The following is a 13,312-nucleotide window of genomic DNA, read 5'->3' as shown; positions in this document are numbered from 1 at the left end:
CACTGGTGTCTCGACACGGCGGTCGCGGCTTCGTTCCTCAGCCGCGCGCCTGCTCGACCCGGCTCGCCACGCCGGGCACTCCTTCGTCGTGCCCGGCTAGGCTCGCCGCATGACTGACGCGCCGTCGATGATCGACTGGGACCTCGCCGTACGCATCGGCTCACGGCTGGCCGGTGACGGGCCGGAGATCTCCACGCGGGCCGCCGCCGACGCGGTCGAGGAGCTGCGCGCCGACGCCAACCGCTCCACGGGGTTGGTGCGTGACTTCACCGGCCTGGCCGCGGCCGAACGCACCGCCCCGGTGCTGGTCGTCGACCGACCGGGCTGGATCCGTGCGAACGCCGACAGCTTCGCCACGATCCTGTCGCCGATCGTGGAGAAGCTCTCCGAGAAGAAGTCACCGGGAGTGCTGGGCCAGGCGATCGGCTCGCGCATCACCGGCGCCGAGGTCGGCCTGGTGCTCGGCTTCATGGGCGGCAAGGTGCTCGGGCAGTTCGACCCGTTCTTCGACCCCAGCGGACGCCTCCTGCTGGTCGCCCCCAACATCGTGCACGTCGAGCGCGAGCTCGACGTCGACCCGACCGACTTCCGCCTGTGGGTCTGCCTCCATGAGGAGACCCACCGCGTGCAGTTCACGGCCGTGCCGTGGATGCGTGACCACCTCTTCGCCCAGATGACCACGCTGGCCGACTCGATCGAGGTCGGCAAGACCCTCGAGGAGGGCGTCAAGCGGCTCGGGGAGTCCATGCGCGGCAAGGGCGGCAGCCTGCTCGACATGATGAGCACGCCCGAGCAGCGCGAGGTGATCGACCGCGTCACCGGGGTGATGTCGCTGCTCGAGGGCCACGCCGACGTGGTGATGGACGGCGTCGGTCCCGAGGTGATCCCGAGCGTCGGCAAGATCAGGCGCCGCTTCAACCAGCGCCGCAAGGGCGTCGGCCCGCTCGACCGCATCCTGCGCCGCCTGCTCGGCCTCGATGCGAAGATGGCCCAGTACCGCGACGGCGCCGCCTTCGTCCGCGCCGTCATCGAGAAGGTCGACATGGACGGCTTCAACGCCGTGTGGGAGTCCCCGGAGAACCTCCCGTCGAAGGCCGAGATCGAAGACCCCACCGCTTGGGTGGCCCGGGTCCACGGATGACGCTCCACCCGGCGGTGGCCGCCGTCCGGTTGGTCGTACGCCGGACCCTGGAACCTCTCGCGCCGGGTACGACGGTGGTCGTGGCCTGCTCCGGGGGTGCCGACTCGCTCGCCCTGTTGGCCGCCGCGGTCTTCGAGGGCCACAAGATGTCGCTGCGGGTCGTGGGCGCCACTGTCGACCACGGGCTGCAGGACGGATCAGCCGGTCGGGCCGCGGTCGTCGTACGACAGATGGCGGAGCTGGGTGCCGACGAGACGGTCTCGGCGCGCGTCACGGTCAGTTCCGAGGGCGGCCCGGAGGCGGCGGCCCGGGAGGCGCGCTACGGCGTGCTGGAGCAGATGGCCGAGCACCTCGGCGCCGCGACCGTGTTGCTCGGCCACACCCGTGACGACCAGGCGGAGACCGTCCTGCTCGGGCTGGCCCGCGGGTCGGGAGGTCGCGCCATTGCAGGGATGCGGCGATCCTTCGACGGTTTCGCCCGGCCGTTGCTCGACGTCTCGCGTGCCGACACCACCGCCGCCTGCGAGGCCGAGGGCATCGACGTCTGGCACGACCCGCACAACACCGACCCTCGTTTCACCCGGGTGCGGGTGCGGCACACCGTGTTGCCGGTGCTGGAGTCCGAGCTGGGCCCGGGGGTGGCGGTGGCGCTGGCCCGCACGGCCGACCTCGTCCGCCCGGACATGGAGTACCTCGACGGGCTCGCCGACGCGGCGTACGACCGCCTGCGCGACCAGGTCCCGGAGGGGCTGCCGGTCGACGAGCTGGCCGCGTTGCCCGGCCCGCTGCGCACCCGTGTCCTGAGGCTCGCGGCACTCGACGCCGGAGCGATCGGGTCGGAGCTGTTCCACGAGCACGTGCGCGCCATCGACGCCTTGATCACCGACTGGCGCGGCCAGAGGTGGATCGACCTCCCCGGCCACCTGCGCGCCGTACGCCGGGACGGGCATCTGGCGTTCCTGACGGATTGAGGCCGGAGAATGGCCTGAATCGCTCCTAGCGTGGTCCGGGACCGACCACCGACAACCAGGAGCAAACGATGAGCGACCGATACATTGCCGGCGTCCCCTGCTGGATCGACCTGACCCCGCCCGACGTCGACGCCGCGATGGCGTTCTACGGAGGGCTCTTCGGCTGGGAGTTCGAGGAGCGCACGCCACCGAGCGCGCCGGTGCGCTACGCCTACGCCCGACTCGAGGGCGAGACCGTGGCCGCCATCGGCTCGGGTGAGGGCGAGCCCGCGGCCTGGAACTCCTACGTGTGGGTGGACGACGCCGACGCGGCCGTCGCCCGCGCGAAGTCGGCGGGAGGAGAGGTCGTCGCGGCACCGGTCGATCTCGGCCCTGACGGCGGCGTCGGGCGTACGGCGACCGTCCGCGACGCCGAAGGTGCGCTCCTCGGGTTGTGGCAACCCCGGGAGAACCGCGGCGCGGAACGGGTCAACGCCCACGGGTCGCTGAACTTCAACGACCTGCACACCCGCGACTCCGCAGCGGCGGGGGCGTTCTACGGCGCGGTGTTCGGCTGGGACGTCATCGGCGTGGGTGACGGCCAGATGTGGGCGCTGCCGGCGTACGGCGACTTCCTCGAGCAGCGGAACCCGGGCAACCGTGAGCGCCAGGCCGAGATGGGGGCGCCCGCCCGCTTCGACGAGGTGGTCGCCGCGCTCTCCCCGATTCCGGAGGACGACGCCGACACCGCGACGCACTGGGGCGTGACCTTCGCGGTCGACGACGCCGACGCCGTCGTCGCCCGGGCCTCCGAGCTGGGGGCCGAGGTGGTACAGGGACCGGTGGACCTGCCGTGGGTGCGCGCCGCCGTGATCCGTGATCCTCAGGGCGCCGTCTTCACCGCGAGCCAGTTCGTCCCGCCGGCGTAGTCCGGGTCGACCCTCAGAGCAGTAGGGGCATGTGGCAGTCTGACGCCCATGGATTCCGCCCACGTCGAGAGCGATCTGGTCAACATCCTCTTCACCGAGGAACAGATCCAGGCCAAGGTGCAGGAGATGGCAGACGTCATCGCGGCCGACTACGAGGGCAAGGACGTCCTCATGGTGGGCGTGCTGCGCGGTGCGGTGATGGTGATGGCCGACCTGGCCCGCTCGTTGCCGATCCACGTCGAGATGGACTGGATGGCGGTGAGCTCCTACGGATCCGGCACGAAGTCGAGCGGCGTGGTCCGCATCCTCAAGGACCTCGACACCGACATCTCCGGCCGTCACGTGCTGGTCGTCGACGAGATCATCGACACCGGCCTGACGCTGAGCTGGCTGATCTCCAACCTGAGCAGCCGCAGCCCGGCCAGCGTCGAGATCGCCACCCTGCTGCGCAAGCCGGAGGCCCTGGCCATGCCGGTCGAGCCGAAGTACGTCGGCTGGGACATCCCCAACGAGTTCGTCGTGGGCTACGGCCTCGACTTCAAGGAGCGCTACCGCAACCTGCGTGACATCGGCACGCTCGCACCGCACGTGTACTCCTGACGGACCCTCCTGATCGCGGCCGACTTTCTGCGACCATGTACCGTCAAACCTCACATGGTCACCGCTCAGACGACGTGCTGAGCTGTCCCGAGAGAAGTCTGTGAAGCGCATATTCAAGGGTCCCTGGCTCTGGATCGTCCTGGCCGTCGTCGCCGTACTGCTCGGCCTGCAATACCTCGCGCCCAATGGTGGGTACGACGAGGTGCAGACGTCGCAGATGGAGAAATACATCAGCACCGGCGAGGTCAAGGAGATCACCTTCCTCGACAACGACCAGGAGATCCGCGCAACCCTGGACGACGACGTCGACCGTGACGGCGGCCGCAAGGTCGTCACCCACTGGGTCAACGGCCAGCAGAACGACCTCATCAAGATGGCCCGCGAGCAGGTCGACAAGGGCACGATCGAGAAGTCGAACTCCGAGAACCCGCAGCCCAGCTTCATCGGCCAGCTCCTCGCGACGCTGCTGCCGTTCGCGCTGATCATCCTGCTCTTCATCTTCCTGATGAACAGCGTGCAGGGCGGTGGCGGCAAGGTGATGCAGTTCGGCAAGTCCAAGGCCAAGCTGATCTCCAAGGACATGCCGAAGTCCACGTTCGCCGACGTGGCGGGCTGCGAGGAGGCGATCGAGGAGCTCGGCGAGATCAAGGAGTTCCTCCAGGAGCCGGCCAAGTTCCAGGCCGTCGGCGCCAAGATCCCCAAGGGTGTGCTGCTCTACGGCCCTCCCGGCACCGGCAAGACCCTGCTGGCCCGTGCGGTCGCCGGCGAGGCGGGCGTGCCGTTCTACTCCATCTCCGGCTCCGACTTCGTCGAGATGTTCGTGGGTGTCGGCGCCAGCCGCGTCCGCGACCTCTTCGAGCAGGCCAAGGAGAACGCCCCGGCCATCGTCTTCATCGACGAGATCGACGCCGTCGGTCGCCACCGTGGCGCCGGCATGGGCGGCGGTCACGACGAGCGCGAGCAGACCCTCAACCAGCTCCTCGTCGAGATGGACGGCTTCGACGTCCGCGGCGGGGTCATCCTGATCGCGGCCACCAACCGGCCCGACGTGCTCGACCCGGCGCTGCTGCGTCCCGGCCGTTTCGACCGCCAGATCGGCGTCGACGCCCCCGACCTCAACGGTCGCCACCAGATCCTCAAGGTCCACTCGCGCGGCAAGCCGATGGGTCCCGACGTCGACCTGCTCAGCGTGGCTCGCCGTACGCCCGGCTTCACCGGCGCCGACCTGGCCAACGTGCTCAACGAGGCGGCCCTGCTGACCGCCCGCCTCAACGAGAAGGTGATCACCGACTCCTCCCTCGACGAGGCGATCGACCGCGTGGTCGCGGGCCCGCAGCGCCGCACCCGCCTGATGAGCGAGAAGGAGAAGCTCATCACCGCCTACCACGAGGGCGGACACGCCCTGGTCGCCGCGGCCCTGCCCGGCACCGACCCGGTGCACAAGATCACGATCCTGCCCCGCGGACGCGCGCTGGGCTACACGATGGTGCTGCCCGACGAGGACAAGTACTCCCAGACCCGTTCCGAGATGCTCGACAAGCTGGCCTACATGCTCGGCGGCCGGGCCGCCGAGGAGATGGTCTTCCACGACCCGACCACGGGCGCGGGCAACGACATCGAGAAGGCCACCAGCCTGGCCCGCGCGATGGTCACCCAGTACGGCATGACCGACCGCCTCGGTGCGATCCAGCTGGGTGAGCCGCAGGGCGAGCCGTTCCTGGGCCGCGACATGGGCCACACCCGCAACTACTCCGAGGACGTCGCCGCGATCGTCGACGAGGAGACCAAGAAGTTCCTCGCCCAGGCCCACCAGGAGGCCTTCGACATCCTCGAGGAGAACCGCGACGTCCTCGACGCGCTGGTGCTCGCCCTGATGGAGCGCGAGACGCTCGACAAGGCCGAGGTCGCCGAGGTCTTCGTGCCGCTGCGTCGCCGCCCGGTGCGGCCGGCATGGACGGGCTCCCCGCACCGCCAGCCCTCGACGCTGCCGCCGGTCAGCGTGCCGGCGTCGGCACAGTCCGACGTACCCGAGTCCGCGGACCCCGACCTGGCAACCCCCCACAGCTCGACCCCGCCGGCGGGTGGTCTCCCGAGTCAGAACGAAGGCGGAGACCAGGCATGATCGCGCCCTTCGGCGGCGTGAACCCTGACCCGGCCAGTGTTCCGGACTTCGACCACGACCGCGCGGAGAAGGCCGTCCGCGAGCTGCTGGCCGCGATCGGCGAGGACCCCGAGCGCGAGGGCCTGCGTGACACGCCGGCCCGGGTGGCCAGGGCGTACGCCGAGATGACCGCAGGTCTGCGCCAGACGCCGGCCGACGTGCTGACCACCACCTTCGACATCGGCCACGACGAGATGGTGCTGGTGCGCGACATCGAGCTGTGGTCGATGTGCGAGCACCACCTGGTGCCGTTCACCGGCGTGGCCCACGTCGGCTACATCCCGGCCGAGACCGGCAAGATCACCGGCCTGTCGAAGCTGGCCCGCCTGGTCGACGTCTACGCCAAGCGCCCGCAGGTGCAGGAGCGCCTGACCACCCAGATCGCCGACGCGCTCATGGAGATCCTCGAGGCCCGCGGCGTGATCGTGGTGATCGAGGCCGAGCACCTCTGCATGACCATGCGCGGGGTCCGCAAGGCCGGCGCCCGCACCATCACCTCGGCGGTTCGCGGACAGATGCACAACGCCGCCACCCGCTCCGAGGCCATGGCGCTGATCCACAGCAGAAGGTGAACCGGTGCGATCCGGTGCGCTGACCGAGCCGATGACCCGTCCGCGGATCATGGGCATCGTCAATGTCACCCCCGACTCGTTCTCCGACGGGGGACGGTTCGCGACCACCGACACCGCGATCGCCCACGGCCGCGAGCTGATCGCCCAGGGCGCCGACATCCTCGACATCGGCGGCGAGTCCACCCGTCCCGGAGCGACCCGTCCGCTGGTCTCCGAAGAGCTCGACCGGGTGGTGCCGGTGATCAGCGCCCTGGCCGCCGAGGGCGCCGCAGTCTCGGTCGACACCATGCGCGCCGAGGTCGCCGAGGCCGCCGCCCTGGCCGGCGCACTGGTGATCAACGACGTCTCCGGAGGGCTGGCCGACCCCGACATCCTGCGGGTCGCCGCCGACCACGACGTGCTGTACGTCGCCATGCACTGGCGGGCGCACAGCACCGAGATGCAGCAGCACGCCGTGTACGACGGCCCGGGCGGTGTCGTGGGCGCCGTCCGTGACGAGCTGTCGGCCCGCATCGACGACGCGCTGGCCGCCGGTGTAGACCTCGAGCGCCTCGTGGTCGACCCCGGGCTCGGGTTCGCCAAGTCACCGGACCACAACTGGGAGCTGCTCAAGCACCTCGACGAGCTCGTCGGCCTCGGTCGCCCGGTGCTGGTCGGGTCGAGTCGCAAGTCGTTCCTCGGCACCCTGCTCGGCTCCGCAGACGCACCCCGGCCGGTGGCAGAGCGCGAGCACGCCAACGTGGCCCTCACCACGATCGTCAGCCTGCAGGGCATGTGGGGCGTGCGGGTGCACGACGTACGCGCCAGTGCCGATGCGATCCGGGTCGTCGAGCGGTTCGCGCACGACCCGGGTGAGGCCTGATGATCGCCGGCGTCGGCGACACCACCGGCCAGGAGGCCGCCGTGGAGGCCGCGCACCGGGCCTTCTACGCCGCCTGGGAGCGCGGTGACGCGGCCGCCGCCCTCGGGTTCTGGATCGACGCCGACGACATCAGCTGCACGTTCCCTGGAGTGCCGGGCGTCATGGGCCGTGACGAGGTCCGCACGCAGCTGAGCGAGGGCATCGAGCTCACGTCCGGCATCCAGTTCCTCTTCGAGGACCTCAACGTCGCCGTACGCGGCAGCGTCGCCTGGCTGGCCTGCGTGGAGAACGTCATCCTGCCCGGCGTCCTCACCCTGGAGGACGTCGTCGACCTGCCGGGGTCGCAGCTGGCGGTGACCAGCGTCTACCACCGGATCGGTGCCGACTGGCTGCTCTGGTGCCATCAGGCAGGGCCGGTTCTGACCAACCTCGACCTGGAGGACGAATGACCGACGAGCTGGCCGTGAGCGGCATCGAGTGCTTCGGGCACCACGGTGTCTTCGACTTCGAGCGCCGTGAGGGACAGATCTTCGTGATCGACCTCGTCCTGGGCATCGACACGACCCCCGCGGCACGCACCGACGACTTGCGTGAGACCGTGCACTACGGAATTCTCGTGGATTCGGTGAAAGCCGCCGTGGAGACCGACCCGGTCGACCTGATCGAGACCCTGGCCCAACGGATAGCGGACGTCTGCCTCTTGGACGATCGTGTTGAATGGACCCGGGTCACGGTTCACAAGCCGGACGCGCCCATTGACGCAACATTCTCGGATGTTGCGCTGACGATTACCCGGAAGAGGACGTTGCAGCCGTGACTGAGACACCCAACCCGAACATCATCGATGCCGACACCCTCACCGGTGAGATGCACCCGATCCGACGTGCGGTGCTGGCACTGGGCTCCAACCTCGGCGAACGCCTGGCCAGCCTCCAGGGGGCAGTCGACTCCCTCGCCGACACCCCCGACGTGTGGGTGACGGCCGTCTCCGGGGTCTACGAGACCGAGCCGATCGGGGCGCCCCCGGGCTCCGAGCAGTTCCTCAACGCCGTCGTCCTCCTCGACACCACGCTGCCCGCCTCGACGCTGCTCGACCGCGCCCTCGCCATCGAGGACGCCTTCGACCGGGTCCGCCCCAGCGAGAAGAACGCGCCCCGCACCCTCGACGTCGACCTCATCGTGGTGGGTGACCGCAGGGCCAACGACGACTTCCTGCGCCTCCCGCACCCGCGCGCCAAGGACCGGGCGTTCGTGCTCAAGCCGTGGTTCGACCTCGAGCCCGACGCCGTGCTGCCGGACGCCGGCCCCGTCGCCGAGCTCCTCGAGGCCGCCGACCAGAGCGGCATCAAGCTCCGCGACGACCTGGCCCTCGACCTGCAGTGACCCTTCCCGACGCGGGGCCGGGGGACGAGCGTCCGCCCGAGGAGCCCCGCGTCGTGCCCACGGCCGCCGGTGCACTGGCGGCGTGCCTGACGGTCGGCCTCGTCGTCGGTTGGGCGATCCGCCCACTCACCCAGCGGTACGCCGACTCCTCGCCGGTGGTGACCTGGATCCAGGTGCTGGCGCTGTTCCTGGTCGCCGCGATGCTGGGCGCGACCGCGTGGGCCACGCACCGCACGATCGCGCGACGCCAGTTCCTCGAGCCGCATCGGGCGGTGAACCGGCTGGTGCTGGCCAAGGCCTGTGCCCTGGTCGGGGCCCTGGCCGCGGGCGGCTACGCCGGCTACGCAGTGGCCTGGCTGGGCCTGCCGGCCGAGCTCGCCGACCAGCGAAGCCTGCGCTCCGGCATCGCGGCGGTGGGCGGCGGACTCATGTGTGGTGCAGCACTACTGCTCGAGCGTGCGTGTCGGGTCCGGGACGGCGGCGACGGCGCCTAGTCTGGATGCATGGCTTCCCCCAACGCCCGACGCCGTCAGCGGAGCACCCGCATCACGGTCGCAGTTGCCCTCATCATGATCGCCTCCCTCGTCGTCCTCGGCGCGTTGGTCGGCGGATCGTCCCTTCTCGTCGCCGTCTCTGCTGTGCTGGCCGTCCTCCTCGGGGCCGCCGCCACCAAGATCACCCACTCCGAGCTCATGCAGTCCCGCAAGGACGCCGCCCGTGACCGTGCCGAGCAGGCCAAGGCCTACTCGGTGCTGACCGACGAGCGCACCCGCGAGAGCCAGAAGTTCGCCGAGACCATGACCGACCGGATCGCCGCTCGCCAGAAGCTCATCCACGAGCTCGAGGGTGAGCTCTCGCTGGCCCAGCGCAAGGTCGCCGAGACCACCCTCAAGCTCGGCAACGAGTCGCGTCGCGCCGACCAGGCCGAGGCCCGCCTCACCGCCGAGTCCGGTCGCCTCGAGGACTCCGAGACGCGCGCCGCCGAGGCGATCGTGCTGGCCGCCGAGCTCGAGCAGCAGGTCACCGACCTCAAGGTCGAGCTCGCTGCCTGGGAGGACGCCGCCGCGATGCCGGTGCGCAAGCACGCCTGACCGCACCTCTGGTCGCCGTACGACACGACAACCCCGCACGACTTGTGCGGGGTTGTCGTCACTTCGCACCCTGCCGGTCGGGTGCGAAGTGACATGGACGGAGCGTTACACGGGGAGGGGCGGGTCAGGCGTCGTTGACGGAGGCGCGCAGGGCCTTGTGGATGCCGTTCGGGGTCAGCACCCCGACGAACTGCGCACCGCGGCGTACGCCGACCATCGGCTTGTCCTCGCGCATCATCAGGGCCAGTGCGTCCTCGAGGGTTGCGCCGACGTCGATGGCCGCGCCCAGCTCTCCGGCGCGGACGCCGTCCAGGGGCTCGAGGTGGGCCGGGTCGATCGGCGTGACCGCCAGCCGCCGCAGGCCGCGGGCCGCGCCCACGAATGACGCCACGAAGTCGTCGGCCGGCGAGCCGAGCACCACCGCCGGTACGTCGTACTGCGCGAGGCGGCCGCCCTCGGCGAAGACCGCGACCCGGTCTCCCATGCGCACGGCTTCGTCGATGTCGTGGGTGACGAGGACGACCGTCTTGCCCAGGTTGCGCTGGAGCCGCCGGAACTCCTCCTGAAGCCGGCCACGCACGACGGGGTCGACCGCGCCGAAGGGCTCGTCCATCAGCAGCACCGGCGGGTTCGCGGCCAGGGCCCGGGCCACGCCGACGCGTTGACGCTGTCCACCCGAGAGCTGGTGCGGGTAGCGGTCGGCGTGCTGGTCGGGCTCGAGGCCGACCAGCTCCATCAGCTCGAGGGCGCGGCGTCGGGCCACGGACTTCGACTCGCCGTAGAGCAGCGGCACGGTCATCACGTTGGTCAGGATCTTCTGGTGCGGGAACAGGCCGACCTGCTGGATCACGTAGCCGATCCCGCGGCGGAGCTTGACCGGGTCGGCGTCGGTCACGTCGGCGCCGTCGATGAAGATCGATCCGGTGGTGGGCTCGATCAGCCGGTTGATCATCTTCAGGGTGGTCGACTTGCCGCAGCCGGACGGGCCGACGAGCGTCACCATCTCGCCGCGCCTCACCTCGAGGTCGAGCTCATGGACGGCGGTCGTGCCGTCGGCGTACGTCTTGCTGACGCCTGACAGCCGGATCATCGGATCTTCGATACCGTCCATGGGGTGACCCTATCGACAGGCGCGTCCGACGAGCCGAGTTGCTACAGCCTGTTCGTGAACGAATGGTTCTGCGGCGACTACTACGTCGATCGCAAGCAGGAGCTGATCGACGCCACCGTCCAGCACCTCACCATCACGGCGCTCGCCGTACTGCTCGGACTGGCGATGGCGTTGCCGCTGGCCCTGCTGGCCCGACGCTTCCCGAAGCTCGAGGCCGCGATCCTCGGCATCTGCACGGGCATCTACACGCTGCCGTCGCTGGCGCTGTTCCCGCTGCTCGTGCCGTTCACCGGACTGACCCGCACCACCGTGGTCCTCGGCCTGGCGCTCTACTCGCTGACCATCCTGGTGCGCAACATGGTCGAGGGGCTGCGGGCGGTGCCCGACGAGGTGATCGAGTCCGCGACCGGGCTCGGCTACTCGCGGGCCAGGCTTCTGTGGCGCATCGAGCTGCCGCTGGCGCTGCCGGTGATCATGGCCGGCCTGCGCATCGCGACCGTCTCCACCGTCGCACTGACCACGGTCGGTGCCCTGGTGTCGTACGGCGGACTCGGCAACCTGCTCTTCGTCGGCGTACCCAACGACTTCCGTGCCCAGGTCCTGGCCGCGAGCCTGATCTGCGTGGCGATCGCGCTGGTGCTCGACGTCGCGCTGATGCTGGTGCAGCGCCTGGCCACGCCGTGGACCAGGGGGGTGCGCGCATGAGGCTCCTCCGCGACACCGCGGCCTGGTTGGGCGACGGCGCCAACTGGCTTGGCGACGACGGCATCTGGCACCTGCTGCTCCAGCAGCTGCTGCTGACCTTCACGGCCCTCGGAGTGGCGCTGGCGATCGGCCTGCCGATCGCGTTGTGGCTCGGGCACCTCGGCCGGGGCGGCTTCGTGGCGATCAACGTGGCCGGCGTGGGCCGGGCGGTGCCGACGTTCGCCGTGCTCGCCCTGCTGGTGATGTGGGAGCCGGTCGGCACCGAGCACCTCGGTCCCTACGGCCGCGCCGGACTGGCCACCTTGATCGCCCTGGCCCTCTTCGCACTGCCACCGATCATCACCAACGCCTACGTGGGCGTCGACGAGGTGCCCCGCGACGTACGCGAGGCCGCCGACGGCATGGGCATGAGCGGATGGCAACGGTTCGTCCGCGTCGAACTCCCGCTGGCCATGCCCCTGGTGGCCGCCGGAGTCCGCCTGGCGCTGGTGCAGGTGTGGGCCACGGCCACCATCGCCGCGCTGGTCGACGGCCCGGGGCTCGGCAACCTGATCACGGCCGGTTTCTACAAGCACGACTACGCGCAGGGCATCGGCGCAGCGGTTGTCGTCGCCGCCGTGGCCCTGCTCCTTGAAGTCTCCGCCGCGATGGTGCAGCGTTCCCTCCAGACGGCACGACCGGACACGCGTGGCACTCGACCACGGGACACAGAAGGTGGCAACCATGCGGGTACGACAGATGATGGTGGCGGCACTGATGGCGACGTCGTTGATGGGGGCGTCGGCCTGCGCGGGCGATGACCTCTCGGACGACGACACCAAGGGCGACGACAAGGCGACGTCGAGCAACACCGCCAGCACGGACACCGACACGGACAAGGGCGAGCTGCGACTGTCCGGCCAGTCGTTCGACGAGGCCGCGCTGATGGCGAGCATGTACGAACTGCTGCTCGACAAGGCCGGCTACGACGTCGAGACCAAGCTGGTCACCAGCCGCGACATCTACATGAACCAGTTCCCCGACGACATCGACGTGGCGCCCGAGTACGTCGGCGGCACCATCGAGTTCCTCAACACGACGCAGAACGGCGCGGACGCCAAGCCGCTGAGCACCGGTGACCTCGACGCGACGCTCGCCGCCGGTGCCGGGGTGCTGAAGAAGAAGGGCGTCACGCTCCTCGACCCCGCCGAGGCCGCTGACACCAACGCGTTCTTCGTCACCGAGGAGTACGCCGAGGAGAACTCGGTCAGCAAGCTCTCCGACCTCGAGGGCAAGACCGTCACCCTGGCAGCGCACCCCGACTGCGCGGAGCGCCTCGACTGCGGCAAGGGCCTCGAGGAGGTCTACGGCATCAAGATCGACAACATCCTGCCGCTCGGCTTCGCCAGCGCGCAGACCTTCAAGTCGGTCGAGGACGACGAGTCGCAGCTCGGCCTGACCAGCACCACCGACGGCACCCTCGAGGCCCGCGGCATGGTCCTGCTCGAGGACGACAAGGCGGTCCAGCCGGTGCAGAACCTCGTGCCCGCGGTGAGCACGAAGTTCCTGAAGGCCCACCCCGACGTCGCCGACGTGCTCAACCCGTTGATGGCGATCCTGACCACCGACGACCTGGTCGAGCTCAACGGCCGGGTGACCGCGGAGCGCGAGAAGGCCTCCGACGTGGCCAAGGACTACCTGGAGGACCACGACCTGCTCTGACACACCCCGGTCCTCGAGGTCGGACGCTCCCGGCTGAAGCACCCGACCTCCACTAGGCTCGGCAGCAAATCACGGCTCGTCAGGAACTGCCGACGGGTCGGCTGGG

Annotated in this window: 16 protein-coding genes; 15 read left to right on the top strand and 1 reads right to left on the bottom strand. The window is 70.0% G+C overall.

All coding sequences use genetic code 11. From position 1 onward, the window contains the following. Positions 1 to 109 precede the first annotated feature (109 nt). The 12 genes from ASD66_RS05945 (at position 110) to ASD66_RS05890 (ending at position 9,689) form a co-directional block, all read left to right on the top strand. A complete protein-coding gene (locus tag ASD66_RS05945; protein WP_235529972.1) occupies positions 110 to 1,141 on the top strand; it encodes a zinc-dependent metalloprotease in 1,032 nt (343 codons plus the stop codon). Further along, positions 1,138 to 2,112, top strand: a complete 975-nt coding sequence (gene tilS, locus ASD66_RS05940) for a tRNA lysidine(34) synthetase TilS (protein ID WP_056890293.1) — start codon at positions 1,138 to 1,140, stop codon at positions 2,110 to 2,112. The genes ASD66_RS05945 and tilS overlap by 4 nt, the downstream gene beginning before the upstream one ends. 68 nt (positions 2,113 to 2,180) lie before the next feature. After that, positions 2,181 to 3,020, top strand: coding sequence for a VOC family protein (locus ASD66_RS05935; protein WP_056890292.1), 840 nt, complete (start codon positions 2,181 to 2,183; stop codon positions 3,018 to 3,020). Positions 3,021 to 3,068: 48 nt separating this feature from the next. Further along, positions 3,069 to 3,620 (top strand): hypoxanthine phosphoribosyltransferase, encoded by a 552-nt coding sequence (gene hpt, locus ASD66_RS05930; protein WP_056688802.1) that lies wholly within the window; start codon positions 3,069 to 3,071, stop codon positions 3,618 to 3,620. A 100-nt stretch (positions 3,621 to 3,720) separates the two neighbouring features. After that, positions 3,721 to 5,742: an ATP-dependent zinc metalloprotease FtsH gene (ftsH, locus tag ASD66_RS05925; RefSeq protein ID WP_082564168.1), complete on the top strand. Its 2,022-nt coding sequence runs from the start codon at positions 3,721 to 3,723 to the stop codon at positions 5,740 to 5,742. After that, positions 5,739 to 6,353 (top strand): GTP cyclohydrolase I FolE, encoded by a 615-nt coding sequence (gene folE, locus ASD66_RS05920; RefSeq protein ID WP_056890291.1) that lies wholly within the window; start codon positions 5,739 to 5,741, stop codon positions 6,351 to 6,353. The genes ftsH and folE overlap by 4 nt, the downstream gene beginning before the upstream one ends. A gap of 4 nt (positions 6,354 to 6,357) precedes the next feature. Further along, complete coding sequence (gene folP, locus ASD66_RS05915) at positions 6,358 to 7,215, top strand: dihydropteroate synthase (RefSeq protein ID WP_414858562.1); 858 nt, start codon at positions 6,358 to 6,360, stop codon at positions 7,213 to 7,215. Continuing rightward, positions 7,215 to 7,664 (top strand): YybH family protein, encoded by a 450-nt coding sequence (locus ASD66_RS05910; protein ID WP_056890290.1) that lies wholly within the window; start codon positions 7,215 to 7,217, stop codon positions 7,662 to 7,664. The genes folP and ASD66_RS05910 overlap by 1 nt, the downstream gene beginning before the upstream one ends. Beyond that, a complete protein-coding gene (gene folB / locus ASD66_RS05905; protein WP_056688793.1) occupies positions 7,661 to 8,032 on the top strand; it encodes a dihydroneopterin aldolase in 372 nt (123 codons plus the stop codon). The genes ASD66_RS05910 and folB overlap by 4 nt, the downstream gene beginning before the upstream one ends. Next, positions 8,029 to 8,598 carry a 2-amino-4-hydroxy-6-hydroxymethyldihydropteridine diphosphokinase gene (gene folK / locus ASD66_RS05900; protein ID WP_056688790.1) on the top strand — a complete coding sequence of 190 codons (570 nt, stop codon included), beginning with the start codon at positions 8,029 to 8,031 and terminating at the stop codon, positions 8,596 to 8,598. Before folB ends, folK begins: the two co-directional genes overlap by 4 nt. After that, positions 8,595 to 9,092 (top strand): DUF3180 domain-containing protein, encoded by a 498-nt coding sequence (locus ASD66_RS05895; RefSeq protein ID WP_082599337.1) that lies wholly within the window; start codon positions 8,595 to 8,597, stop codon positions 9,090 to 9,092. Before folK ends, ASD66_RS05895 begins: the two co-directional genes overlap by 4 nt. A gap of 9 nt (positions 9,093 to 9,101) precedes the next feature. Then, complete coding sequence (locus ASD66_RS05890) at positions 9,102 to 9,689, top strand: hypothetical protein (RefSeq protein ID WP_056890289.1); 588 nt, start codon at positions 9,102 to 9,104, stop codon at positions 9,687 to 9,689. 124 nt (positions 9,690 to 9,813) lie between these two features. Here ASD66_RS05890 and ASD66_RS05885 read toward each other — a convergent pair whose 3' ends face one another. Continuing rightward, positions 9,814 to 10,800, bottom strand: a complete 987-nt coding sequence (locus ASD66_RS05885) for an ABC transporter ATP-binding protein (protein ID WP_321163492.1) — start codon at positions 10,798 to 10,800, stop codon at positions 9,814 to 9,816. A 54-nt stretch (positions 10,801 to 10,854) separates the two neighbouring features. Between ASD66_RS05885 and ASD66_RS05880 the strand changes: the two genes are divergently transcribed. From ASD66_RS05880 to ASD66_RS05870, 3 genes are read left to right on the top strand one after another with little or no spacing between them, the layout of a single operon-like run. Further along, positions 10,855 to 11,505 (top strand): ABC transporter permease, encoded by a 651-nt coding sequence (locus tag ASD66_RS05880; protein WP_235529971.1) that lies wholly within the window; start codon positions 10,855 to 10,857, stop codon positions 11,503 to 11,505. Then, complete coding sequence (locus ASD66_RS05875; RefSeq protein ID WP_082564165.1) at positions 11,502 to 12,305, top strand: ABC transporter permease; 804 nt, start codon at positions 11,502 to 11,504, stop codon at positions 12,303 to 12,305. Before ASD66_RS05880 ends, ASD66_RS05875 begins: the two co-directional genes overlap by 4 nt. Further along, complete coding sequence (locus ASD66_RS05870; RefSeq protein WP_056890288.1) at positions 12,229 to 13,206, top strand: ABC transporter substrate-binding protein; 978 nt, start codon at positions 12,229 to 12,231, stop codon at positions 13,204 to 13,206. The genes ASD66_RS05875 and ASD66_RS05870 overlap by 77 nt, the downstream gene beginning before the upstream one ends. The last annotated feature ends 106 nt before the right edge of the window (positions 13,207 to 13,312 follow it).

Source organism: Nocardioides sp. Root151, from assembly GCF_001427925.1.
Taxonomy (GTDB): Bacteria; Actinomycetota; Actinomycetes; order Propionibacteriales; family Nocardioidaceae; genus Nocardioides.
This window is presented reverse-complemented; position numbering and strand designations above follow the sequence as displayed.

Bases quoted from the DNA above. Each gene is read 5' to 3' on its own strand.
- ASD66_RS05945 (WP_235529972.1), top strand. From the start codon at position 110: ATGACTGACGCGCCGTCGATGATCGACTGGGACCTCGCCGTACGCATC.
- tilS (WP_056890293.1), top strand. From the start codon at position 1,138: ATGACGCTCCACCCGGCGGTGGCCGCCGTCCGGTTGGTCGTACGCCGG.
- ASD66_RS05935 (WP_056890292.1), top strand. From the start codon at position 2,181: ATGAGCGACCGATACATTGCCGGCGTCCCCTGCTGGATCGACCTGACC.
- hpt (WP_056688802.1), top strand. From the start codon at position 3,069: ATGGATTCCGCCCACGTCGAGAGCGATCTGGTCAACATCCTCTTCACC.
- folE (WP_056890291.1), top strand. From the start codon at position 5,739: ATGATCGCGCCCTTCGGCGGCGTGAACCCTGACCCGGCCAGTGTTCCG.
- ASD66_RS05910 (WP_056890290.1), top strand. From the start codon at position 7,215: ATGATCGCCGGCGTCGGCGACACCACCGGCCAGGAGGCCGCCGTGGAG.
- folB (WP_056688793.1), top strand. From the start codon at position 7,661: ATGACCGACGAGCTGGCCGTGAGCGGCATCGAGTGCTTCGGGCACCAC.
- ASD66_RS05890 (WP_056890289.1), top strand. From the start codon at position 9,102: ATGGCTTCCCCCAACGCCCGACGCCGTCAGCGGAGCACCCGCATCACG.
- ASD66_RS05885 (WP_321163492.1), bottom strand. From the start codon at position 10,800: ATGGACGGTATCGAAGATCCGATGATCCGGCTGTCAGGCGTCAGCAAG.
- ASD66_RS05875 (WP_082564165.1), top strand. From the start codon at position 11,502: ATGAGGCTCCTCCGCGACACCGCGGCCTGGTTGGGCGACGGCGCCAAC.
- ASD66_RS05870 (WP_056890288.1), top strand. From the start codon at position 12,229: ATGCGGGTACGACAGATGATGGTGGCGGCACTGATGGCGACGTCGTTG.